The 23,252-nt window shown below is 58.8% G+C and carries 18 protein-coding genes; 10 read left to right on the plus strand and 8 right to left on the minus strand.

The window, feature by feature from the left end; all coding sequences use genetic code 11:
• Nucleotides 1-79: 79 nt before the first annotated feature.
• Nucleotides 80-3,862 carry a peptidoglycan-binding protein gene (locus H1Y61_RS16880; RefSeq protein WP_180573269.1) on the minus strand — a complete coding sequence of 1,261 codons (3,783 nt, stop codon included), beginning with the start codon at nucleotides 3,860-3,862 and terminating at the stop codon, nucleotides 80-82.
• A 453-nt stretch (nucleotides 3,863-4,315) separates the two neighbouring features.
• Between H1Y61_RS16880 and H1Y61_RS16885 the strand changes: the two genes are divergently transcribed.
• The 3 genes from H1Y61_RS16885 to H1Y61_RS16895 all read left to right on the plus strand — a co-directional run bounded on the left by H1Y61_RS16885 (nucleotide 4,316) and on the right by H1Y61_RS16895 (nucleotide 9,680).
• On the plus strand, nucleotides 4,316-6,109 hold the full coding sequence (locus H1Y61_RS16885) for an acyl-CoA dehydrogenase C-terminal domain-containing protein (RefSeq protein ID WP_180573270.1): 1,794 nt from the start codon (nucleotides 4,316-4,318) through the stop codon (nucleotides 6,107-6,109).
• Nucleotides 6,110-6,184: 75 nt separating this feature from the next.
• Nucleotides 6,185-7,393 (plus strand): acetyl-CoA C-acetyltransferase, encoded by a 1,209-nt coding sequence (locus tag H1Y61_RS16890; RefSeq protein ID WP_015914853.1) that lies wholly within the window; start codon nucleotides 6,185-6,187, stop codon nucleotides 7,391-7,393.
• Between the two features lie 73 nt (nucleotides 7,394-7,466).
• A complete protein-coding gene (locus H1Y61_RS16895; protein WP_180573271.1) occupies nucleotides 7,467-9,680 on the plus strand; it encodes an FAD-dependent oxidoreductase in 2,214 nt (737 codons plus the stop codon).
• A gap of 62 nt (nucleotides 9,681-9,742) precedes the next feature.
• Here H1Y61_RS16895 and H1Y61_RS16900 read toward each other — a convergent pair whose 3' ends face one another.
• The 4 genes from H1Y61_RS16900 to H1Y61_RS16915 all read right to left on the minus strand — a co-directional run bounded on the left by H1Y61_RS16900 (nucleotide 9,743) and on the right by H1Y61_RS16915 (nucleotide 13,693).
• Nucleotides 9,743-10,294 (minus strand): YagU family protein, encoded by a 552-nt coding sequence (locus H1Y61_RS16900; protein WP_180573272.1) that lies wholly within the window; start codon nucleotides 10,292-10,294, stop codon nucleotides 9,743-9,745.
• Between the two features lie 456 nt (nucleotides 10,295-10,750).
• Nucleotides 10,751-11,713, minus strand: a complete 963-nt coding sequence (locus tag H1Y61_RS16905) for an alpha/beta hydrolase family protein (protein WP_180573273.1) — start codon at nucleotides 11,711-11,713, stop codon at nucleotides 10,751-10,753.
• Between the two features lie 100 nt (nucleotides 11,714-11,813).
• On the minus strand, nucleotides 11,814-12,452 hold the full coding sequence (locus H1Y61_RS16910) for a YitT family protein (protein ID WP_180573274.1): 639 nt from the start codon (nucleotides 12,450-12,452) through the stop codon (nucleotides 11,814-11,816).
• Nucleotides 12,453-12,706: 254 nt separating this feature from the next.
• Nucleotides 12,707-13,693 (minus strand): methyltransferase domain-containing protein, encoded by a 987-nt coding sequence (locus tag H1Y61_RS16915; protein ID WP_409363987.1) that lies wholly within the window; start codon nucleotides 13,691-13,693, stop codon nucleotides 12,707-12,709.
• A 169-nt stretch (nucleotides 13,694-13,862) separates the two neighbouring features.
• Here H1Y61_RS16915 and H1Y61_RS16920 point away from each other — a divergent pair, with 169 nt between their 5' ends.
• The 3 genes from H1Y61_RS16920 to H1Y61_RS16930 are packed head-to-tail and all read left to right on the plus strand — an operon-like array spanning nucleotide 13,863 to nucleotide 16,126.
• Nucleotides 13,863-14,129, plus strand: coding sequence for a DUF6460 domain-containing protein (locus tag H1Y61_RS16920; RefSeq protein WP_087727225.1), 267 nt, complete (start codon nucleotides 13,863-13,865; stop codon nucleotides 14,127-14,129).
• 22 nt (nucleotides 14,130-14,151) lie between these two features.
• Entirely contained in the window at nucleotides 14,152-14,739 is a 588-nt protein-coding gene (locus H1Y61_RS16925; RefSeq protein WP_180574542.1) for a CAP domain-containing protein, read from the plus strand.
• Between the two features lie 40 nt (nucleotides 14,740-14,779).
• Complete coding sequence (locus H1Y61_RS16930; protein WP_409363946.1) at nucleotides 14,780-16,126, plus strand: MATE family efflux transporter; 1,347 nt, start codon at nucleotides 14,780-14,782, stop codon at nucleotides 16,124-16,126.
• Here H1Y61_RS16930 and H1Y61_RS16935 read toward each other — a convergent pair.
• Entirely contained in the window at nucleotides 16,102-17,193 is a 1,092-nt protein-coding gene (locus H1Y61_RS16935) for a quinone-dependent dihydroorotate dehydrogenase (protein WP_180573276.1), read from the minus strand. The genes H1Y61_RS16930 and H1Y61_RS16935 overlap by 25 nt on opposite strands.
• Entirely contained in the window at nucleotides 17,190-17,537 is a 348-nt protein-coding gene (locus H1Y61_RS16940; RefSeq protein ID WP_087727255.1) for a DUF952 domain-containing protein, read from the minus strand. The genes H1Y61_RS16935 and H1Y61_RS16940 overlap by 4 nt, the downstream gene beginning before the upstream one ends.
• 446 nt (nucleotides 17,538-17,983) lie before the next feature.
• Between H1Y61_RS16940 and H1Y61_RS16945 the strand changes: the two genes are divergently transcribed.
• The 3 genes from H1Y61_RS16945 to H1Y61_RS16955 all read left to right on the plus strand — a co-directional run bounded on the left by H1Y61_RS16945 (nucleotide 17,984) and on the right by H1Y61_RS16955 (nucleotide 20,119).
• Nucleotides 17,984-18,631, plus strand: coding sequence for a response regulator transcription factor (locus tag H1Y61_RS16945; RefSeq protein WP_015914842.1), 648 nt, complete (start codon nucleotides 17,984-17,986; stop codon nucleotides 18,629-18,631).
• Between the two features lie 224 nt (nucleotides 18,632-18,855).
• Nucleotides 18,856-19,530, plus strand: coding sequence for a S24 family peptidase (locus tag H1Y61_RS16950; RefSeq protein ID WP_174109918.1), 675 nt, complete (start codon nucleotides 18,856-18,858; stop codon nucleotides 19,528-19,530).
• Nucleotides 19,531-19,705: 175 nt separating this feature from the next.
• Complete coding sequence (locus H1Y61_RS16955) at nucleotides 19,706-20,119, plus strand: tellurite resistance TerB family protein (RefSeq protein WP_015914840.1); 414 nt, start codon at nucleotides 19,706-19,708, stop codon at nucleotides 20,117-20,119.
• A gap of 19 nt (nucleotides 20,120-20,138) precedes the next feature.
• Here H1Y61_RS16955 and H1Y61_RS16960 read toward each other — a convergent pair whose 3' ends face one another.
• Nucleotides 20,139-21,053: a transporter substrate-binding domain-containing protein gene (locus H1Y61_RS16960; protein ID WP_174109916.1), complete on the minus strand. Its 915-nt coding sequence runs from the start codon at nucleotides 21,051-21,053 to the stop codon at nucleotides 20,139-20,141.
• 188 nt (nucleotides 21,054-21,241) lie between these two features.
• On the opposite strand from H1Y61_RS16960, the gene H1Y61_RS16965 reads away from it, so the two are divergent.
• The gene (locus H1Y61_RS16965) at nucleotides 21,242-23,086 is read left to right on the plus strand and encodes a glycosyltransferase family 2 protein (protein WP_235680778.1); all 1,845 of its coding nucleotides are present in this window, start codon (nucleotides 21,242-21,244) and stop codon (nucleotides 23,084-23,086) included.
• The last annotated feature ends 166 nt before the right edge of the window (nucleotides 23,087-23,252 follow it).

Below are 23,252 nucleotides of genomic sequence, written 5' to 3' on the forward strand. Positions count from 1 at the left end.
GTTTCGTAGGTGTGTTCAGGCGATTGTAGGAGGATTTCGTTCGCCTGCAAGGTTAAACTCCATCAGCCCCGCCCCAGCATCAACCGTTATGGGCCAGCAACGCCTTGACCAATTCATTGGAAACCTTGCCGCTTGGCTCCTGGCCCACCGAGGTCTGGAAGGCCTTGATAGCGGCAACGGTGCGGGCACCGAGCTTGCCATCCGGCTCTCCGGCATTGAAGCCGTTCTTGTTGAGGATGGCCTGGATGTTGCGGACCGCCTTTTCCATATCGACGCTGCCGGTCTTCAGGCTCTTTCCGACCCATTCATCCGGCAGGTTGACCGTGTTGGCATCGGCATTCACAGGCATTGCCTGCCATTGCTGGACGCTCGCCTTGGCGCGTGCAAGTGCAGCAGGTTGCATCGATCTTGCCACTTCTTCCTGCTTGGCGGCTGCGTCCTTGTCGCCCTGGCTGGCGGCCAGCGCGAACCATTTATAGGAGGCTTCCAGATCCGGCTTCACGCCCGTACCGCGCGCATAGAGCACCGCGAGATTGAACTGGCTGTCCGTCACGCCGAGGTCGGCGGCCCTGGCAAACCACTTGGCCGCAGCATCCATATCCGGCTTGCCATCGCCACCGGAGGCATAGAGCACGGCGAGGTTATGCATGGCGCTGGCATTGCCCGCGTCGGCGGCCTGGCTGTAAAGCCCTTTCGCCCGTGTCAGGTCGCGCTGAACACCAGTGCCTTTTTCATAAAGCCCGGCAAGGCGATATTGGGCAGGCGCCAGCCCCAGATCGGCAGCGCGCTGGAACCAGACAGCTGCCTGCGAGACATCGCCCGGCAGGCCGCGTGCTTCCATATAGCGCGAACCGACTTCGAACAGGGCAGCTGGCTCACCCGCCTTGGCAGCCGTCACCAGTGAAGCGGGTGACAGATCAGCAGGCACCTCGAACAGCGGCTTGACCGCCTCATTCCTCGGGGCGGCAAATCCGGCCTGGGCCGCATCCGGCATCGGCGGTTGAGCCGAGAGACCGGCGACCGTCTGGCTGCCATCCATCGGGGTGGAGGAAAGGCTGGCCTGACCTGTCGGTGACGTCACCGGAATGACCGGCGCGTAAGATGGCTCCGTCTCGGTGCTTTCCACGGCGGGCTGGGATTGCGGTGCTTCGGCCTTGATCTCGACCGCCCGAACCGGCTGTTGAGGTGCCTGCTGGATTGAGGGTGCCTCAATGGCCGCAGAAGGTGCCAGTTTGGCAGGTGCCGATGTGGGTGGTGCTTGCTCAGCAGGCGCCGGGGCATTGCCGCCGCCAAGCGTCTTTACCGCCGAGACGGCAAGAGCCGCCAGCAAAAGCGCGCCAACTGCCATCAGGATTGGACGACGATATCTGGAAAAAGCTGAGCCGCCAGCGACTTCGTCGGCAAGGGCTGTCCGGCCCGGACGACTGCCCCGTTCTGTTTCCTGGGCTGCCGCCTGCGCCGCCCGGCGCGCGGCGGCAATGAAATCCATCCGGTCATCCGCTGATGCCGGTTTTACACCTGCCGCACCAAGCGCAGGTTCAGCCGGTGCAGAGCCGGCCAGCTGACGCGCCCGGACCTTTTCCAGGATCTTGCGCACATCCGGCTTGCCGGAACCAGGTTCCAGCAATTCATTGGCCTCTTCCGGCGGCAGGATATCAACGGGATCGATGGAAGGCGCATCCTCGATCATCTGACGCGGGTGCGGCGCGGCGGCCTTTGCCGGTGTCGCGGTCTCGGCCTGCGCTTTCTTGATCTTCGGCTTCAGGCGCCGGCTCAAACCGGCGATCAGGCTGGGTTTCGCGACCTTCCCATCATCGCTCTGCGGACGAGCCTCGGCATGAGCAGGCGCATCGATAGCGTCTTCAGCCTGAAGGAGGTCAACAACCGGCTCCACGTCGGTCTCAACAGACGCGGTCCGCTGCGCAGCCGCAACAGCCGCACCGGCGCGATCTTCCTCACTGTTGGCTGTGGCAGTCCGGCGGTCCATCTGGTCGAGTTTTTCGGCAATCTGCACCAGGGTCTGGTGCAAAGCCTCGACGGTGCGGTGGCTGCGTTCCTCCCCGCCCCGGCTGATTTCTTCCAGATGGCGCAGGTGATCGGCCAGCACACCAAGCGTTTCAGCAATCTGGTCCTGTCCCGCCACCTGAACGGAGGCCGGGCTTTGGCGGGCATAATTGTCCATCACCGCTTCGGCGGCCTGGCGAGCCGCCTCAACGATATACTCATCGCTGGTCGCCAGATAATCCTCAAGGGCCGCCATCCGGCCTTCGATCCGTTCGCCCTGGCCATTGTCCGTCAAGGGTGAGGCGCTGATCAGCGCCGAGAGATGGGCGATCTGCTGTTCCAGCCCGGCCATGGCGGAGCCATCACCGGATGGCGAGGCGCTCGTCTCATCCAGACGGGCAGCGATGGAGTAAAGCCGGTCGTCCAGGCTGCGCAGCAGGTTTTCATCCACCGATGATACCGCCGGCTGAGCATCGATCTGATCGATTCGCCTGCCGATCACGGCGATCTGCTCGGCCAGCTTGTCGCTCAGCGAAGCATGGTCCAGCGCGTCGATCTTGCGGGAAATATCAGAGAGATAGCCGGTCAGTTCGGGTTGCAGGCTTTCACGCTGCGACATTTCCAACATGCGGGTCAGATCGTCCAGCCGCTCTTCCAGCCGCTGGGCGGCCTGTTGGTGCGCCAGATCCTCGATTTTCAACGATAGCGCTTCGAGACGGTGCTCCAGATCACCAGCCGGAAACCCTGCGGTCTGCTCGGAAATCAGTTCCAGATGATGGGCAATGGTAGCGATCCGGTCTTCCAGACGCTCGATCAGACGCGGATCGGTGGCTTGCCCTGCATGACGGCCAGAAACGGAAATCGCACGGGAAATCTCGTCCAGACGGTGATCGAGCTGGCCGAACTGCTCCAGCATCGCCTGGCTGTTGGGCTCCAGATGCTGGCCGATATGCTCAAGCGCCTTGGCAATGGCAACCAGCTTGTCTTCCAGCAGCCGCACGGAGCGCACATCGCCGATCGTGCCCAATTGCTGCTTGATCTCATCCAGCCGGTAGGCAAGCTGCAACAGGTCCTGCTGGATGCGCTCAGGCGCGATGGTATCGAGCCGCGCTTCAAGCGCGCTCCAACGGGTTTCCATGGTCTGCGTGCCGCTATCACGGGCAAGTCCGTCCATCAACGAGCGCAATTCCTCGAAATCGGCCCGCAATGCTTCGGTTTCGGGCGCGGCGGGATGGCCGATCCGCTCCAGGCTGTCGGCCATGCGCATGAAATCCTCACGCAGGCCAGCGGCTTCACGGCTTTCTTCAGCCATTACCCTGATATCCTGGATATCGGAGCGCAAAGCACCGATTTCACCGGCAAGGCTCTCGCTGATATCCTGGCGCAGGTCGGCGCGCAGGGTAGACAGGGCCTTATAGAAATCCGGCAAGGGCGCGGCACTCCCGCCAGCCATCAGTTGCGGGGCCAATTCCAGCACCTGGGGCGGGCGCACGACTACACTCTCATCAGGCGCTCGGTATTTGGACTCGTTGTCGCGCAGCGACGCCCGTCCCGGAGCGGGTGGGCGTGCCGCTTCCAACGCCCGTTGCCGGGCGCGGATCTCGGCCAAAGGATCGAGCCGGTCGGCAGGAGCAGAAGAGGTCGCAGCAGGCGGCATCTCTGCCGAAGCCTGCAATGGCTTATCGGAAAAAGCACTGGTTGCCGAGCGAACATCTCTGGAGACGCCGCCGGAGATGCCATTCATCAGACCTTCGATCCGCGCCTCCAACCCTTCGATCGTGCGGCTCAGGGCATCCAGCGACGAGGCACCGCCGGGGCGAGGGTCAGCCTGACGCGTCTCCGCCTGGTGAGGCGGCATCTGGCCGGGAGCTCTATAGCTCTGCGATGGAGACCGCTGTCCGTTCATATTCCAAACTCGCTTCGCGTTTCGGGCCTGCCCCAAGACCTGCTCCCCTCCCCCAAACCCGGGATTGGAGGTTGCAATTCTCATCTTGAGGCGGCGCAAATCATTCCGCAGCAGAATCGGGGAAACGTGGTAAACAACCCGTTAAGAATGGCTGAGATTTTTAACCTTTTCGGTGTGGGCATCTTATTGTGTCGCCAAACGAGATATCCAGCGTGATATATGCACGACGGTCATCGCCCCTTTCGCTTCCGCTGCCCAAATTCCGCGTACATCTGACCTATCCGTTGGCAGGGCGCATTCTTCAAATTCACATTTTTGCGTATTGACGTTTACGCGCACGTCAATATTTTGTAAGACAGAACATCGCCGGGGAGGACGCCGGCCGCAATCTGGAGGACATTGACCATGCCCGTCTATAAGGCACCTGTCGCCGACACGCTTTTCATTCTGAACACAGTGCTGGGCCTGGAGCGTTACAACAACCTGCCCGGTTTCGAAGACGCGACACCCGACATGATCGAGGCGATTGTCGGCGAAGCCGCCAAGCTTGCTGAAGAGCAGCTATTTCCGCTCAATCTGTCCGGCGACCAGGAAGGCTGTACCCGCAACGCGGATGGCTCAGTGACTGTGCCGAAGGGTTTCAAGGAAGCCTATGACGCCTATTGCGCCGGTGGCTGGAGCGGCCTTGCCGTCCCACCGGAATATGGCGGCCAGGGCTTGCCTTACGTGCTGCATGCCGCCGTTGGCGAATATATGTCGTCTGCCAATATGGCCTTGATGATGTATCCGGGCCTGACACAAGGGGCGATTGCCGCCATTCTGGCGCATGGCACCGACCAGCAGAAGCAGACCTATCTGCCGAAAATGGTCGAGGGAACCTGGTCCGGCACCATGAACCTGACGGAGCCCCATTGCGGCACGGACCTTGGCCTGCTGCGCACCAAGGCCGTTCCCAATGGTGATGGCACCTATAAAATCTCCGGCCAGAAGATCTTCATCTCGGCTGGCGAGCATGGGATGAGCGAGAATATCATCCATCTGGTTCTCGCCCGTATCGAAGGCGCGCCTGAGGGCACCAAGGGCATTTCGCTGTTCATCGTCCCCAAAGTCATCGTCGGTGAAGACGGCGCACTGGGTGCCAAAAATGGCGTGTCCTGCGGTGCCATCGAGCACAAGATGGGCATTCACGGCAATGCCACCTGCGTGATGAACTATGACGAGGCCACCGGCTACCTGATCGGCGCGGAGAACAAGGGCCTCTCGGCCATGTTCGTGATGATGAACGAGGCGCGTCTGGGCGTCGGCCTGCAAGGCCTGTCGATTGCCGAAGTCGCCTATCAGAACGCCGTGACCTATGCGCGGGAGCGTATTCAGGGCCGCTCGCTGTCTGGCGCAAAGGCGCCGGATAAAAAGGCCGACCCGATCATCGTCCACCCCGATATTCGCCGCGCGCTGATGACCATCAAGGCCTTCAACGAAGCAGGCCGCGCCTTCACGCTCTGGACGGCGCTGAAATCCGACATTGCCCACCGCGCCGGTGATGCGGCTGAAAAGCAGACCGCCGATGACATTCTTGGCCTGATGACACCGATCCTCAAGGGTGTTTTGACCGACAAGGGCTTTGACCATGCGGTCATGGCCCAGCAGGTCTATGGCGGCCATGGCTATATCGAAGAATGGGGCATGAGCCAGTATGTACGCGATGCCCGCATCGCGATGATCTATGAAGGGGCCAATGGCATTCAGGCGCTGGATCTGGTCGGACGCAAACTGGGCCTCAACGGTGGGCGGGCCGTGATGGCGCTGTTCAACGAAATCGGCGCCTTCTGCGAGGAAAACCGCGAGAATGAAAAGCTGTCCTTCTTCACCAAGCAGCTGAAGAAGGGCCTGAACGACGCTCAGGCATCCACCATGTGGTTCATGCAAAACGCCATGGCCAAGCCCGACAATGCCGGTGCTGGCTCGACCGATTACATGCATCTCTTCGGTCTGGTGGTGCTGGGCTATATGTGGGCCAAAATGGCCAAGGCCGCCCATGAGGCGCTTGAAAGCGGTGCTAGTGATGCTGATTATTACAACAACAAGCTGTTGACCGGTCGCTTCTTCATGGAAAAGATCATGCCGGAAACCGCCTTGCGCAAGTCTCGCATCGAAGCGGGTGCTGACAGCGTGATGGCGATGGCCGCCGAGGCATTTTGATTGAATACGGTTTGTCCCCACCGGGGATAAACCATTGAAAAAATTCAGGAGCTATGCGCTCCGGGGAGAGAGACGATGACTGAAGTCTATGTTTACGACCACGTGCGCACGCCGCGCGGCCGCGGCAAGAAGGATGGCGCGCTGCATGAAGTGCCATCCGTGCGCCTGGCCGCCAAGGCGCTGGAAGCCATCCGCGACCGCAACGGTCTCGACACATCCACCGTTGATGACATCATCATGGGTTGCGTCGATCCTGTCATGGATGCGGGCGCGGTGATCCCCAAGGCTGCGGCCTTTGAGGCGGGCTATTCCACCAAGGCTCCGGGCATACAGATTTCGCGTTTCTGCGCCTCTGGTCTTGATGCCATCAATCTGGCCGCGGGCAAGATTGCCACGGGTGCGGATGATATCGTCATCGCGGGTGGCGTGGAGAGCATGTCACGTGTTGGGCTTGGCATGTCGGGTGGGGCGTGGTTCATGGACCCATCCGTCAACTTCCCGGCTTTCTTCATGCCGCAGGGCGTGTCCGCCGATCTGATCGCCACCAAATATGGCTTCTCCCGCGATGATGTGGATGCCTATGCGGTGGAAAGCCAGAAACGCTCCGCCAATTCCTGGGCAAATGGCTATTTCGACAAATCGGTCGTCGCCGTGAAGGACCAGAACGGCCTGACCATTCTGGACCGCGACGAACATATGCGCCCCGGCACTGACATGCAGTCGCTGGCAGGTCTCAACCCTTCCTTCCAGATGCCCGGTGAAATGGGCGGCTTTGAAGCCGTCGGCATTCAGGCGCATCCCGAAATTGAGAAGATCAACTACGTCCACCACGCGGGCAATTCGTCCGGTATTGTGGATGGCTCCGGCGTTGTGTTGCTCGGCTCCAAGACCGGCGGCGAGAGCATGGGCTTGAAACCCCGCGCCCGCATTCGCGCCTTTGCCAATATCGGCTCCGATCCGGCCTTGATGCTGACCGGCCCTGTCGATGTGACGGAAAAGCTATTGAAGAAAACCGGCATGACGCTGGCCGACATCGATCTGTTTGAGCTGAACGAAGCCTTTGCTGCCGTGGTTTTGCGCTTCATGCAGCATTTTGACGTGTCCCATGATGTCATGAACGTTAATGGCGGCGCGATTGCCATGGGCCACCCGCTGGGGGCCACAGGCGCGATGATCCTTGGCACCGTGCTGGATGAGTTGGAGCGGCGCGATCTGAACACCGCACTGGTGACGCTCTGCATCGGAGCGGGCATGGGTACGGCAACCGTTATTGAGCGCGTCTGAGTGGTTTCAGGAAAAGTGGAAACCGGTTTTCCACACGAAACCACGATCAAAAAATCCTTCGGGAGGGATGATAATGACCTATAAGAATTTCACCGTTGAGACCGACGCAGACGGCATTGCCCTTGTCACCTGGGACATGCCCGACAAGAGCATGAACGTCTTCACCATGGAGGTGATGGACGAAATCGAAGCGATTGTGGATGCCACCGTCGCGGATGCAGCCGTCAAGGGCGTGGTGTTCACGTCAGGCAAATCAGCCTTTTCCGGCGGTGCCGATCTCAGCATGATCCGCGGCATGTTCTCCATGGTGGCGGAAGAGCGCGCCAAGGACCCTGCCAATGCCGTTCAAAAACTGTTCGACTCCGCTGGCCGGATGAGCTGGTTGTGGCGCAAGATCGAGACCAATGGCAAGCCCTGGGTATCGGCCATCAACGGCACCTGCATGGGCGGCGCATTCGAACTCTCCCTGTCCTGCCATGGCCGCGTGGTCTCCAACGGCAAATCGGTGAAGCTAGCGCTGCCCGAAGTCAAGGTTGGCATCTTCCCTGGTGCTGGCGGCACCCAGCGTGTGCCGCGTCTGGCCAATGCCCAGGACGCCCTGCAAATGATGACCACCGGCCAGACCCTGACGCCGCAGCGTGCCAAGGCGATGAACCTCGTGCACCATGTGGTGGAACCGGATCAGCTCATTACAGCTGCCAAGCAGATGATCAAGGATGGCTTGAAGCCGGTTGCACCTTGGGATGAAAAGGGCTTCAAGGCCCCCGGCGGCGGCATCTGGACACCGGCATCGGCCCAGCTTTGGCCTGCGGCACCGGCTGTGCTGCGCCGTGAAACCTCCGGCAATTATCCAGCCGCTCTGGCGATCCTGAAATGCGTCTATGAGGGCTTGCAGGTGCCGTTCGACACCGGCCTTCGCATTGAGCAGCGCTATTTCACCGAAATCGTCCAGACCACCGAAGCCTTCTCGATGATCCGCTCGCTGTTCATCTCGCTTCAGGAGCTTGGCAAGGGCGCACGCCGCCCGGCAGGCCAGCCGAAAAGCACGATCAAAAAGGTTGGCGTGGTTGGCGCTGGTTTCATGGGCGCATCGATTGCCTATGTCACCGCCGCCGCCGGTCTGCCCGTGGTGTTGATCGACCGCGACATGGAGGCTGCCAACAAGGGCAGATCCGTGGCTGAAGGCCTGGTGTCGGGTGCAATCGGCAAGGGCAAGATGAGCAAGGAAGACGGCGAAAAGCTGCTGTCTATGATCACCCCAAGCGACGACTATACCTCGCTGTCGGACGCCGATCTGGTAATCGAAGCGGTGTTTGAAGACCGCGACGTCAAGAAGGCCGTGATCGAAAAGGTTGAGGCCGTGCTGCCGGAAGGGGCAATTTTTGCCTCCAACACCTCGACCCTGCCGATCACCGGTCTTGCCAAGAACTCCAAGCGCCCCGTGGATTTCATCGGCATTCATTTCTTCTCGCCGGTCGAGAAAATGATGCTGACGGAAGTCATCCTCGGCAAGGAGACCGGCGACAAGGCGCTGGCAGTGGCCCTCGACTATGTGGCGGCGATCAAGAAGACGCCGATTGTCGTCAATGACACCCGTGGTTTCTTCGTCAATCGCTGCGTGCTGCGCTACATGGCGGAAAGCTACGATATGCTGCTGGAAGGCGTGCCGCCGGTGATGATCGAAAATGCCGCGAAATTCGCCGGCATGCCGGTTGGTCCGCTGTCCCTCAACGATGAAGTGGCAATCGATCTGTCCTACAAGATCCTCAAGGCCACCATCGCCGATCTCGGTGAAAAGGCCGTGGACCCGCGCCATATGGAACTGGTGGCCCGCATGGTCGAGAAGGAAGAACGCTTTGGCCGCAAGAACGGCAAGGGCTTTTACGACTACCCCGCCAAGCCTGCCAAAAAGCATGTCTGGCCGGGCCTGAAGGACTTCTATCCGCAAAAGAAGCCTGATGACGTCAACGTCAAGACCCTGCAAGAGCGTTTCCTGGCGACCATCGCCCTGGAAGCGGCCCGCACCATGGAAGAAGGCATCGTGGTTGACCCCCGCGAAGCCGATGTCGGCTCCATACTCGGCTTTGGCTTTGCCCCCTATACCGGCGGCGCGCTGTCCTACATCGACGGCATGGGTGTGAAGACTTTCGTGGCGCTCTGCGAGCGGCTGGCCAAGGACTACGGCCCGCATTTTACGCCCACGCCGCTGTTGAAGGAGATGGCGCAGAAGGGCGAGACCTTCTATGGGCGGTTTGATCCCTATGGGGCAGCCAAGCAAGCGGCCTGATGGCCAAGCAAAATAGAACGGGGAGGCAGAAATGCCTCCCCGCTTTTATGTGGTCATATGTTTTAAGCTTTGACCCAATCGCCCTGAATAGGCCTGGCGAAATAGGCCAGAACCGCAATCATGCAAATTTCAATCGAGACCGACCAATAGATATGGCCGAGGATCTCGCTCCAAAGCTCAAAGGCGTTGAGGTTCCACAGCCATCCTGTGGCGCCATTGGCATAAACCGGATTTCGAAAGCCGAGCAACGGGATAAGAAATCCATGCATGACCACGGTGATGATCAATCCATAAAAAGCGCCGTACCAGAGCCTGATCTTCGGCCAATAGACGGAAGCAAAGACATAGACCAGGGCAAAGGCGAAACTGAAAAGCCAGTGATACAGCGTGACAGCTCCAGGCACGGTGACGCCCTGATAGATGTAATCGAGCGAATGCGAATTGAAGCCAAATCCTCCAAGCCACGCATCGATATGAGCACCCGGAGGTGACACTTCGCCCGGCACACGCGGCGGCATATTGACCTCAGATCCCCATTTTACCAGTGAACTGATGAAACCACCTAAAAGTGTGGTCCAGACAATAACCTGTCGATTGACCTTGTTTTCCAACATTATAAATATCCTTCTGGCGGATACCCCTAAATACCAGGGGCTTTTGCAAAAAAATGCAACGGCACGAGCGTCGAATCGTGACTTATCCTCATGAATTACAATAGGAATATGCGTGTATCCATCATGACTGCCGTTGTCTGGAGCATGGGAGAAAACACGTCCATCGCCCTTGATCCTGATCAAGGCTGGTCTGGATTTCAGTGATGCCGTAGGATGCAGACTTCAATTTTAAGGTGTGACTGGATTTTACCGAACACACAAAAACGCTGTAGTTCCTTAAATTTCTTGCAGAATTCTCATCTGAAATTGGGTTGGATTTAAGGTAAACGTTGTGAAGGCAACGATTGCCGATCCGGCTCCGGTACGGTTAACTTCAAGACGACATGAACTGGCAGCAATCCCAGCATTTTTATGAATGATTTCATATCTCTACACTTCAGCAGCACCGCTAAAACTTTACAGATGCGCCTTAAAGAATGTCACCACCTGGCTGTTAAGGCCCTGATGAAAGGCGGCTCGATCAAACCCCGGCCTATCACTGCAAAGTTCTGGGAGGCTTTTGGTCAGTTCTGCGGGGCAAACGGTCAAAAATGCAAAGTGCTCAGAGTTTGGCACGACATGAAAGTCAGGTTTGTCAGGCAAGTTACGAGCAACTGTCAAAAGGTTTTCTGGAGAGACACCATCTCCACCATATTGAGAACCCCACATCTGGATGGGTGCGGTGACATTTTGCACACTGCTTGGCGTAGAAAAAACACTGCTGAGTGGATCGGCGATCACAAACGCTTTGATACGCTGGTCATGATGCAAAGCGACGTTCGGAAAGGCGTCTCGGTTCGCATGATCACAGGCGGCTCCGGTCTGGTCTTGGCACTGTGAAGACAGGCTTCCAAAATCCGGATTCGCCCCTGCCAGGACAAGCCCGGTATACCCGCCTCGGGAAAATCCGAAAAAGCCGATAGACTGAGGATCAATCCTGGCTGCATCCGGGGAAGAGCCGAGCATGAAGTCTATGATCCGCTTCACGTCCACCGGACGACTGATCAAAGCCTTGAGATTATGCTGTCTCTCTTTGTTTGCAGCGGTATCGTCAGGGTGATTGATCGCCACAACGACAAATCCTGCGTCCGCCAATGCCTCTGCTGTGTCATGATGGCTGAGATTGGTGCCGCCAAAGCCATGGGAAATCACAATCAGTGGTCGATTTTCTCCCTCAACCGGACAATCTCGAACCCCCGGAAGAATAAAGGGGCCAGCCTTAATCTCTCCATCTGGCTTTGCACAGGGCGACCACTCCACAGCTTTCAGCAGGGGGCCTTCACCATCGGCAGGAATGTCGAAGGACTTCAATCCCGCACTAGTCGCCTGCCCAGCGGTCAAAATAAGCACCGCAGCAAGCAGACACCTTCCAACCTTCATGGCACCCCTCCAGCGAGACCTACAACCCTGAACTGGTAGTCACGACATTTAAAGGTTGAGGTCAAGACGGAAGGCGGAATGCCGCATCGTGATTTTTCCATCACCGCAACGCAATATACCGATCCGACCGATGGTTGATCAGCACGAACACATTCAGCACCACAGCCCCGATAATCGAGCAGCCAACCACCCATGGGCTGACCACAGTGAATGCGAGCGCCATGACCACGACATCAAAGGCCAATTGCACCAATCCCGCCTGAATGCCGAAACGGTCCTGGACGAAGACCGCGAGGATTCCAATGCCGCCGAGGCTGGCGCGGTGGCGGTAGAGAGCCAGCAGGCCGAAGCCGAGCAGGAGACCCGCGAGGATAGCGCCCCAGACCGGGCTGATGCTCTCGATGACGATGAAACGGCTTTCGATTTCGACGAGAAACGAGGTCAGCGCCACGGCCACGAAGGTTTTGAGGGTAAAATCCCAGCCGACCCGTTTGATGGAGAGAATGTAGAAAGGCATGTTCAGCAGGAAGAACACCAGGCCGAAGCTCCAGCCCGTCCAGTAATGGATGACGAAGGCAAGACCCGCCATGCCGCTGGTGACAAGGCCGATCTTGGCAATGAGATAGAGGCCGAGCGCCGAAATCATCGTGCCGCAGATAATGCCCTGGATATCCTCGGCCCGGTTGTGACGGGCGGGATTGTCGTTCCAGATGCCGAACAGATTGCTCATTAATGCCATCACCATTCTCCATCTGGACAGGCGGATTTTCCGCAGTTCTATTCCAAGGCTCGAAGATGCTCACGCATCCTCGCCTTGAAGGCATTGCAAATATCTCAAATGCAGCAGACGCTTGAGATATTTGCAAAAGGGATACGAAGAGTCATCTTCAATGACCCTTCGTATGATCCATCAGGATGCCTGAAATCCGGCAGGTTTCAAGCGGGTTGCGTCAGCAAGACTGACCTATCGGCAAGATCGCAATATTCGGTCTTTCAGCCGCTCTTAGCCGCAACAAACAGAATGCCTTGAATGGGTTTTCCGCCATCCATGCGAATGACCTCCTGCTGGCTTTCGAGGAGGGTAAAGCCTTTGGCTTCCAGTTCGCAGACCACATAGGCCTCGCTATGCTGGTAGCGCAGCGACTGCGCCAGGCTGAAACTCTCCTCTCCCAGCTGTTTTTCGACAGAAAAAGCGAAATAGCCGCCCCGCTCCAGAAGATCCGCCGCCAGCGAAAAGACGCCGGACAATGCGCCAAGATACATCAGCACATCGGCTGCCGTGACCAGATCAGCCCGCCCTCTTCCCTCGTGTTCGCCCTTTCCGGGACCAAACAGGCCGCAGGCATCCGCATCAAGCGACAAATCCGCGATCGCCAGATCATCGTAGATCTGTTTTTCCCGTGCCTTGGCCAGCATGGCCGACGACAGATCGTAACCCTCAAGATGATCGACTCTTGGCCGCAGTTCCATACCCAGCAGGCCAGTGCCGCAACCGAAATCCACAGTGCGGCGATAGCGCCGGTCCGCACCGCCAATCCGTGAAATCATCGCCGCCAGCTTTTTCGGCACCCGGTAGTCCAGCTTGTCCACGAGGGCAGTGTCGAAGCGGTCGGCATAATCGTCAAACAGCGCCGCCACATAGCGGCTCGGCGGTTTTTCGGGCATGGCTTGCGCGCCGATCAGCACCAATTTCAGCCCGGCGGCAAAAATATCCTCGGGGTCGAGCGCCAGCACCTGCCGATAGGCATCGGCTGCCGTCTCGATCAAGCCCGCCTTGGCCCGGTATTCCCCCAGCAGAAACCACCCCGCCACCCAGGCCGGTGCGCGTTCCAGCGCCTGTTCCATCAGCTCTGCGGCAGCGGCGTGATCGCCGCTTTCCGAGAGCATCCGGGCATAATCAGCGCGGCGGTCAGCGGTGATATCGCCGGAAGAGCGCTGTCCTGAAGGGATATGGCCAAAGGCGGGCTGGATGCCGTGCATGGATGTCGAACGATCCTCAAAATACGATTGCGGAGCAATGGAGCAAGCCTTGAAAAACGCAAGCGGAATCTCGCCACCACCAACAACAGCCCTCATCGTGCTTGCACCGCCATAATCCAATGCTTATGTGGGCCTATGCTCAACGGAGCGGGAAACAGGAGACTAGGCCATGACCGATGGCGTGAACAGATTTCTGGGCGATTCGATTGGCCGAACGATCATCAAACTGCTCGTCGTTTCGGTGATCGTCGGCTTTGTCATGCGGATATTCGGCATTTACCCCTATGACATTATTGAGGGTATCCGGCATTTCGTCCTGGATGTCTGGCACAAGGGCTTTGCGGCGCTGGGCCAGTTCGGAGACTATCTGTTGCTGGGCGCCAGTATCGTCATTCCGGTTTTCATCCTGATCCGGCTTCTCAATCTGCGGAAATAACATGCGATCCAAATCCCTCTTGATGCCCCAGGCCGTCTCAACGCCAAAGGCTGCCTCAACGCCAAAGGCTGGCCGCCGCGAGCTTTTGGCGCTGGGCGGCCTTGGGCTTGCAGCTCTGTTGAGCGGTTGCGCCACGCCTGCGCTCAAGCCTTTCGCCCCCTCAGATGTTGAGGACGAGACCGCCGCTTTCCTGCCGATGGTCAACGCATTGCGCCAGAAGAACGGCAAGCCGGTGCTGGTTAGCGATCCGCAGGCCGCCAAGGCCGCGATGTTCCAGGCCAATCGCATGGCCCAGGCTGAGAAAATGGCGCATCTGATCGGCATGGGCGACAGTTTCGGCGCGCGGATGCGCTCAGGAAACGTCCAGCTTCCAGCGGCTGAAAATGTCGCCATGTTGCAGCAGACGGCGGATGCCGCCATGCAGGCCTGGATCAACTCGTCCCATCATCTGGAAAACATGCTCGGCCCCTATCACGGGCTGGGTGTGGCCGTGGCGCGCATACCGTCACGCGGTAACAAGCCCTATTGGGCCATGGTTCTGTCCGGCACGCCACGTCCAGACAGCGAAATGGGACCGCCACCAACTGGCATTCGCTTAAGAATCGGGTGATAAAGGGCTTCGGCGGGCCGTTCCTCGCCTGCTGGAGCCTTTGATGACCATCGCCAATCCCCCCGACCGCGCTTTTCGTGTGACCCATCGCGGCGTGCTGGCTATCGCCCTTCCGATGACCATTGGCTATATCACCACACCGCTTCTGGGCATTACCGATACCGCCGTCATTGGCCGAACCGGCGAAGCCGCAGCGCTTGCGGGCCTGGCAATTGGTGCCGTGCTGTTCGATCTGGTCTTTGCCAGCCTCAACTTCCTGCGCGCCTCCACCACCGCGCTGGTGGCCCAAGCGCATGGCCGTCAGGATGCACGCGATCAGGTGGCGGTGTTCTGTCGCTCCATGATATTGTCGCTGGGCATTGGGCTGCTGTTGTTGCTGCTATCTCCCTTGCTGCTCAAGGCCGGGCTGGCGCTGATGGGGCCACAGGGACGGGTGGCTGAAGTGACGTCGATCTATTTTTCCACCCGCATCTTGGCCGGGCCGCTGACGCTCGCCAACTTCACCATCATGGGCTTTATCCTGGGGCGCGGCAAAGGCGCGCTGGCGCTTGGCCTGCAAATTGCGCTGAACGGCGTCAATATTCTGCTTTCAATCTATCTTGGTCTTCATCTTGGCTGGGGCGTATCCGGCGTCGCGTGGGGGGCCGTGGCCGGAGAAGCCACCGCTACGCTGGCGGGGCTGGCGATCATTCTGGCCCGTACCGACAGGACGCTGTTTCCGTCACTGGCCGAATTGCTGGATCGCAACAAGCTCGCCCAATTGTTCGCGCTTAACCGCGACATCCTGATCCGCAGCTTTGTGCTGCTGGCGGCCTTCACGCTATTGACCCGGATCGGCACCGGCTTTGGCGCCGTAACCCTTGCCGCCAATGCGTTGCTGATGAATTTCTTTATGATTGCCTCCTTCTATCTGGATGGCATTGCCAATGCTGCCGAGCAGATTGTCGGTCGAGCCGTCGGCGCCCGCTACCGCCCGGCCTTCGACCAGGCCGTCAGGCTCACCAGCCTCTGGTCCTTCGGACTGGCGCTCACCAGCCTGGTGTTTTTCCTGGGCACGGGTGGAGCGATTATCGACATGATGACGACAGCGGAAGAAGTCCGCCGTGTGGCACGCGAGTTTCTGCCCTGGGCGGCGATCACGTCGCTAACGGGAGCGCTGGCCTTCCAGATGGATGGGGTCTTTATCGGGGCCGCCTGGTCCAGCGACATGCGCAACATGATGCTGGCGGCCTTTGCCGGCTATCTTCTTGCCTTGGCGCTGTTCGTGCCGCTGCTGGGCAATCACGGACTATGGCTGGCGCTCAACCTGTTTCTGGCGTTTCGCGGCCTTTTCCTAGCGCTACGGCTTAAAAGCCGCCGCGATCAGACCTTTAGCGCCCGCCAGTAATCGACCCTGCTGTCACGTAGCTGCGCAATCGAGGCAATGCCATCGCGGTCCAACGCCTGTGAGAGACCCTTGACGATGGCGGCGGGCAGGCCCGGCCCTTCATACACCATGCAGGAATAGAGCTGCACCAGATCGGCACCGGCCTTAATTTTCTCCAGCGCCGTCTGCGCCGAGGAAACACCACCAACGCCAATGATCGGCAGGGCCGGTCCAACCCGGTGGCGCATACGGGCCAGCACCGCCGTCGATTTCTCGAACAGGGGCTTGCCTGATAATCCGCCCGCTTCGCCCGCCTGCCTTGTATCCGTCAGGCCATCGCGCGACAGCGTGGTGTTCGAGACGATCAACCCATCCAGATCGCGGGCCAGAACCACTTCGGCAATGTCATCCATGCCTTCCTCGGTCAGATCAGGGGCGATCTTTAGAAAAACCGGCACCCGGCGGCCCGCCTTGGCCGCTTCATCGGCGCGGGCGGCCAGCACCGCATCCAGCAAATGACCGAGACTGTCCTTTGCCTGTAAATCGCGCAGGCCCGGCGTGTTGGGCGAGGAAATATTGGCGGTGAAATAGCTGGCCAGCGGATAAAAGCGCCGAATGCCCGTGACATAATCGGCAATCCGGTCCTCGGCATCCTTATTGGCGCCGATATTGATGCCGACCACGCCCAGCTTGCCTGATCGCGCCTTCAGCCTGGCAAAGGCCGCCTCATGCCCTTCATTATTAAATCCGAGACGATTGATGACGGCTTCATCGCGGACCAACCGGAAAATCCGGGGCTTGGGATTACCGCCCTGCGGCTTTGGCGTCAGCGTTCCCACTTCGGCAAAGCCGAAGCCGAGACCCAGCAATTCGTCCGGCACTTCGGCATTCTTGTCATAGCCAGCCGCCATGCCGAGTGGGTTGGGAAAATGCAGACCAGCAACAGTCTGCGCCAACCGGGGATCGTCCGGCAAGTGGCATTTCGGCATCAGGCTGGTTTTCAAACCGGCAATCGACAGGCCATGGGCGGTTTCGGCATCGAACAGAAACAGGCCCGGGCGGGCAAAGCGCTTGAACGGATCGATCATGCCATGTCCTCCGGAAACTGGTGCAGGCCGTCTTCTCCAAGCGGCAGCGGCTTTTCCCATAAAACAGCGGAGAGCGGCAAGGGCGCATAAAGATGCGGAAACAGCGCGCCGCCGCGGGAAGGTTCAAAGATCAGGGCCGCTCCCAGTGCCTCCCCATCGACCGCGACCAGCAACAGGTCTTGCTGTCCGGCAAAATGCAACCTTGCGGTGTCCTTCGCCTGGATCGCAGTGGAAAAATGGATGAAACCGTCCTGGAGATCGATTGGCGCACCGGCAAACACACCATCGGCACGGGCCTTTTGCCAGAGGGCGTCTGGCACGATCTTGTAGATTGCATTTGCCATGATGTCATCCTTATCGCGATCTTGGGACACGAGCGTTGCGCCGGTTTGCCCCAACAGCAACGTCTTGTCCACGCCAGACAGCATCAGACGGCGGAAATGAACCGAATTCGTCCCCTATGGCGCTGGCCATCACATAGCCCTGAAGCGGCTGGCATCAATATATCAAAGCACACTCCAGGCATGATCATTTTCGTAACCGCCATTTTCGGCTTGATGTATTGTTCACCCAAAGCAATCTATGGTATTATTTAATTCCTGACCCAACCCTATGAATAGAATGCTATCTTGCATCCCTTCTGCACAGGATTAGAGCCGGGAATTGGGCGATCGGACGCCGCCTCGGTGTTCCCGCTTGCACAAACAGCAGAACAAACGTTAAACTAACATCCCGACGCGACAGACGCGAGCGGTGCTGCACAACGAAAGCTCTTGGGAGGGGGCAGACGATGGCTGAGCAAACAATCATTATCGCGGACGATCATCCCTTGTTTCGCGGCGCGCTTCGGCAAGCCGTGAGCGGCATGGATGGCAGGCAGGACATTGTCGAAGCTGGCGATTTCGAGGCGGCCCGACTGGCGGCGGATCAGCATCCAGATGCCGATGTCCTGCTGCTTGATCTGGCCATGCCAGGCGTCAGCGGCTTTTCCGGCCTGATGGCCTTGCGTGCGGAGTTTTCCAGCCTGCCGATCATTATCTGTTCGGCCACCGACGATTGCGCCACGATACGCCGCTCGCTGGAGCTTGGCGCTTCCGGTTTCATTTCCAAATCCTCTGGCATCGATGACATTCGCTCCGCGATCCAGACCGTGCTGAACGGCGATATTTTCACGCCTTCATCCTATGTCGAGGATCAGGAACAGGACCCGGAACTGGCCGATATCATGGCACGGCTGCGCACACTCACCCCTCAGCAGAACCGGGTGCTCGGCATGTTGTGCGAAGGCTTGCTGAACAAGCAGATCGCCTATGAACTCAGCGTTTCGGAAGCCACGATCAAGGCGCATGTCTCCGCCATTCTGCTCAAGCTCAAGGTCGATAGCCGAACCCAGGCGGTCATCCAACTGGGGCGGCTCAATATGGCCATGGTCGCTTGAGGGCAGGACTGGCTTTCATCTTCCTCGCCTGATGCCGATCTGCCCGCTCTCCTCAGTCCGCATCGTCGTGGCATGAGGAGAGTTGGGCCTTGTGCGCAGAAACAGGAACAATCGAGGATTTTATTCCTCCAAGATCTTTACTCTCGACCGCATTTGGCCGATATATGGCGAGGTGGGTCGAAGCCGTTTGTCGACGGCTGATAAATGCCGGGGTTTGGCGGGATATGCTTTCACACGAGACAATCTGGAATGCGATTGACCGGCTTGCCGAGCAGTATCATCTGACGCCGTCCGGCCTGGCACGAAAGGCCGGTCTGGATCCAACCTCGTTCAACAAGTCCAAGCGGGTCGGGCCGGATGGACGCATGCGCTGGCCATCGACCGAATCCATCGCCAAGGTGCTGGAAGCGACAGGTGCGCGGATCGATCAATTCGTCACGCTGATCGGCAATGACCACCATCAGGGCAATGCCGTTCACGACATATTGCCGGATGGCAATTTCCCGCCGCAGATCGGCACGATTCCACTGCTTGGCTTGGCCCAGGCGGGCTCGGGCGGGTTTTTCGACGATGGCGGTTTTCCGGCCGGACAAGGCTGGGATCTGGTGGATTTACCGACTTCCGCCAAGCCGGGCGTCTATGCCCTGGAAATTCAGGGCGACAGCATGAAGCCACTTTATCGCGATGGCGACATTCTGATCGTTGAGCCAGGTGCGCCTGTGCGCCGGGGCGACCGGGTCGTCGTCAAAACCTGCGATGGCGAGGTCATGGCGAAGGTACTGGGCCGCCAGACGGCGCGGACCGTTGATCTTATTTCGATCAATCCCGACCATCCGAACCGGGTATTGGATATGCAGGACGTCGAATGGATCGCCCGAATCATCTGGGTCAGTCAGTAGGAATTATTTGCCATTCGCTCGATTTTCATAAAGGGTCTGCTGAGGCAGAATGCCAGCCTCTTGAAACGGCAGAGGGCAATCGCCATTCTTCAAGACGAACCGGTCTTCGGCCATATCCAGATGGCCTATAAGATAGGCCCAATACGATAAAGCAAATGACAGGAACAGAATTTCCATGACCCCCCAGGTGACCCTTCAGGATGCCCTGATTTTCGCAATGGTGATGACCTCTGCCGTCGACAATGCCATGGACGACCGGGAACTTGAGCGGATCGGCAATCTGGTCTCCAGCACGCCGGTGTTTGAAGGCTTCGATAAAAGCACCGTCTTGGATGTGGCCAGACGCTGCGGTGCTATGCTGGCTGGGCCAGAAGGACTGGACATCACCCTGGAAACCATCCGCGACGCGCTGCCGGAGCGCCTTTACGATACGGCCTATGCGCTGGCCGTCGAAGTTGCCGCTGTCGATCATACTGTCCTGCCAGAGGAAATCCGCCTGCTGCAATTGCTGCGTGATCGTCTTGGCCTGGACAAGCTGACCTGCGCGGCCATCGAGCGCAGCGCCATTGCGCGCTATCGCAAGCCATAAAACACCTGCTTGAGATATTTCAGTAAAATCCCTCGGCAAAATACCGGCGGGACAATTCGTCCAGCCTGCCCTTACGCGACAGGGAGACCAGCGCATAGTCAAAGGCGGCGGCCAGAAAGCCGTCTTCCTTCCGCACCATGATGGTCATGCCTTCGCCGAGAAACTGCTGTGACAGGAAAGGCCCGCCGAGGAAAGCGCAGCATTGGGCGGATGAGGTGCTGGCCAGCCAAAACGAGAGCTGCAATCCATCGGCGAAGGCCGCCTGGATTTTTTTCTGTTTCAGCGCATCCATCAAGGCGGCCTGATCGGCAAAACCCACCGGCGTGATCGCCGGGAAAAATGCCTTCAGCATGGCTTCCTGCGCCGTGCCGGTGACGATGCCGACCGGCTTTCCGGCCAATGCCGCAGGCGTATCGGCCTTGCCGAGATTGTCACGCGGCACAACGAAACGGGCCGGCAACATCAGATAAGGTCTGGAAAAGGCAAAATCCCGCCGCAACCCTGCCGTCACCGCCATGCCCGCCACCGCAGCATCGCCATGCTTGCTCAGCAGCGCGATTTCCATATCGGAAAACGGCACGGCCTGAACCTCGCATTTCGCCTCGACATCCAGTTCGCGGCAGATCTCCCGGACCAGGTCGATATTATAGCCGGTCAAATGGCCGGTCTGATCGAGAAAACTGAAGGGTGGAAAATCCACCGTGGTGAGAAACCGCAACCGCAGCAGCACCGATAGATCCGGCTTCGGCAACCGCGCCCGCGCATCGAACAGGACCGGCACCGATTGCGGAGACGGAAGCGCCTGTGCCTGAACGGGCAAGGGTGCGAGACCCAGGGATAGAAAAGGGAGCACACCACGGGTCAAAGCAGCCAATACAGTGATTGCCTTCATGCGCCCCTTGGTTTTCAGGGATGTAACTTTCAACCGGCTCATTATCATCGCTTTCGGGCAGGCAAATGGGGTGTGAGGTACGGTTATTGTTTAGCAAAGGAATCGCGGCGAGGAAACGCGCCGCGCCATTTTCACATATATCCTCTTTTTCATTTTCCCTTTCCGCGCCTGAACCGCCCCTGCTGCGATCCTCCGTCGATCTGGTCGAACGGTTCGGCGAGGAAGTGCTCGTGCTGAAGCAGCTCGGGCTTCCAAAGCCGCTCCTGTCGCGTCTCATTCAGCAGGCGCTTGCCCATGGCACATCGATAGAGCAGGAATTTCTGGCCACTGGCGACATGGAGGCGCAGGACTATTACGCCGCCCTCGCCCGGCATCTCGACCTGCCCTTTCTGCCGGTGCTTCCGGTGGAGCAAGTTCTCTATTCCGACCACATGGACAGCCAATTGCGTAAGCCGGGCCTATTGCGGCTGCATGACAAAGTCCGCGCGCCGATCACCGTCATCGTTCCCGAGGCACGGCAATTCCATGTCTTGAAGGAGCGGCTCGCGCATGCTCCTGATTTGCGAGCATCGCTTGCCATCACCACACCGAGAGCCCTTTCCGGTGCGATCTGGCAGGCTGGCGCCCGGCACCGCGTGGAAAAAGCCACGGCGCATCTGTTCGATACGGCACCACTGTCCTCGGCGCGCATGGTATTGACCGGCAAACAAGGCTTCTGGTTGGGATCTCTGCTAACGGCGACACTCGCCGCCTGTTCCACCTTTGGCTATGACGCGCTGGCGGTGATGCATATTCTGACATCGCTGCTTTATCTTTGCATGCTCGCCTTTCGAGCCGCGACCCTGGCCTATAGAATCGGAGCGGCAGCCCCTCCCCCCGTCTTGCCCGCCTCGGTGGAGCTTCCAGTCTATACCGTTCTTGTGGCGCTTTACCGGGAAAGCAGCATGATACCGCAATTGATAGACGGGCTGCTGCGGCTGGACTGGCCGGTTTCCAAGCTGGACATCAAGCTTGTTTGCGAGGCGGACGACCTTGACACACTGGGGGCGCTGGCGGAGGCAAACATCCCGGCCCATATCGAGATCATCCCAACCCCGCCGATTGGACCGCGCACCAAGCCGAAGGCGCTCAGCTATGCGCTGTCAGGCGCACGTGGTGATTTCCTGGTCCTCTATGATGCCGAGGACCGTCCGCATCCCGCCCAACTCAAGGAGGCCTATGCCCATTTCCTGTCCCGCCCACCTGAAGTGGCCTGCCTGCAAGCGCCGCTGATCATCGCCAATGGCGATGAAAGCTGGATTAGTGCCTTGTTTGCGCTCGAATACGCGGCTTTGTTTCGAGGCACCCTGCCAATGCTTGCCTATCATGGCATGCCCTTGCCGCTCGGCGGGACGTCCAACCATTTCCGTATCGAGGCCTTGAAGGATGTCGGTGCCTGGGACCCCTATAATGTCACAGAGGACGCCGATCTCGGCCTGCGGCTGTTCCGGGCTGGTTATCGCTGTGAAACGATCACCCGGCAAACCCTTGAAGATGCACCCGTCAGCAGCCGCATCTGGATGGGCCAGCGCAGCCGATGGTTCAAGGGCTGGCTACAGACATGGCTGATCGTCATGCGCGAACCGCGCGTCGCCTGCAAGGAAATGGGGGGATCGGCCTTTGCCGTCTTTCATCTGATGATTGGCGGCATGCTGCTATCATCGCTGAGCCATCCCGCCCTTCTGCTGTTCCTGACCATGACCATCTACAGCATGGCCAACCCGCCTGCCACTGGCATTCCCCTGCGCGATCTGACGGTGTTCTGGATCGACCTGGTGAATATTCTCGGCAGCTACCTGATTTTCCTGGCCCTCGGCCGTGCCGCCATGACCGAATTCGAACGCCGCCGCATCGGCAAACGCTACCTGTTCATTCCGCTCTATTGGCTGATGACATCCATTGCCGCCTGGCGGGCGATGATCGAGCTGAAAACCAAACCGTTCTTCTGGAACAAGACCCCGCATGCGCCGAGGGCCGGAGAGCGAAAACGCGCAAAAAGCGTCGAGAATGAAAGCGTTCAGCCCAAACAGAACTGAACCTGCATTTCAAATCACGACCGAAAGCAGACCAGATCAAAGCCTACAGGCGTGTGTCCCAGCCAGCCACGGGCCTGATACCGCCCCATGTAATCAGCAGCTTGAGTTCATCAAATCGGGCGCACCAAAGAGAGTTCGATCGGCCTTCCTACACTCGATCCTGGCT

The organism is Agrobacterium vitis (genome assembly GCF_013426735.1).
GTDB classification, from domain to species: Bacteria; Pseudomonadota; Alphaproteobacteria; order Rhizobiales; family Rhizobiaceae; genus Allorhizobium; species Allorhizobium vitis_D.

Bases quoted from the DNA above. Each gene is read 5' to 3' on its own strand.
- H1Y61_RS16905 (WP_180573273.1), bottom strand. From the start codon at position 11,713: ATGAAGGTTGGAAGGTGTCTGCTTGCTGCGGTGCTTATTTTGACCGCT.
- H1Y61_RS16920 (WP_087727225.1), top strand. From the start codon at position 13,863: ATGACCGATGGCGTGAACAGATTTCTGGGCGATTCGATTGGCCGAACG.
- H1Y61_RS16940 (WP_087727255.1), bottom strand. From the start codon at position 17,537: ATGGCAAATGCAATCTACAAGATCGTGCCAGACGCCCTCTGGCAAAAG.
- H1Y61_RS16955 (WP_015914840.1), top strand. From the start codon at position 19,706: ATGACCCCCCAGGTGACCCTTCAGGATGCCCTGATTTTCGCAATGGTG.
- H1Y61_RS16890 (WP_015914853.1), top strand. From the start codon at position 6,185: ATGACTGAAGTCTATGTTTACGACCACGTGCGCACGCCGCGCGGCCGC.
- H1Y61_RS16935 (WP_180573276.1), bottom strand. From the start codon at position 17,193: ATGATCGATCCGTTCAAGCGCTTTGCCCGCCCGGGCCTGTTTCTGTTC.
- H1Y61_RS16925 (WP_180574542.1), top strand. From the start codon at position 14,152: ATGCCCCAGGCCGTCTCAACGCCAAAGGCTGCCTCAACGCCAAAGGCT.
- H1Y61_RS16950 (WP_174109918.1), top strand. From the start codon at position 18,856: ATGCTTTCACACGAGACAATCTGGAATGCGATTGACCGGCTTGCCGAG.
- H1Y61_RS16885 (WP_180573270.1), top strand. From the start codon at position 4,316: ATGCCCGTCTATAAGGCACCTGTCGCCGACACGCTTTTCATTCTGAAC.
- H1Y61_RS16880 (WP_180573269.1), bottom strand. From the start codon at position 3,862: ATGCCGCCTCACCAGGCGGAGACGCGTCAGGCTGACCCTCGCCCCGGC.
- H1Y61_RS16915 (WP_409363987.1), bottom strand. From the start codon at position 13,693: ATGCACGGCATCCAGCCCGCCTTTGGCCATATCCCTTCAGGACAGCGC.
- H1Y61_RS16960 (WP_174109916.1), bottom strand. From the start codon at position 21,053: ATGAGCCGGTTGAAAGTTACATCCCTGAAAACCAAGGGGCGCATGAAG.
- H1Y61_RS16900 (WP_180573272.1), bottom strand. From the start codon at position 10,294: ATGTTGGAAAACAAGGTCAATCGACAGGTTATTGTCTGGACCACACTT.
- H1Y61_RS16910 (WP_180573274.1), bottom strand. From the start codon at position 12,452: ATGGCATTAATGAGCAATCTGTTCGGCATCTGGAACGACAATCCCGCC.
- H1Y61_RS16895 (WP_180573271.1), top strand. From the start codon at position 7,467: ATGACCTATAAGAATTTCACCGTTGAGACCGACGCAGACGGCATTGCC.
- H1Y61_RS16945 (WP_015914842.1), top strand. From the start codon at position 17,984: ATGGCTGAGCAAACAATCATTATCGCGGACGATCATCCCTTGTTTCGC.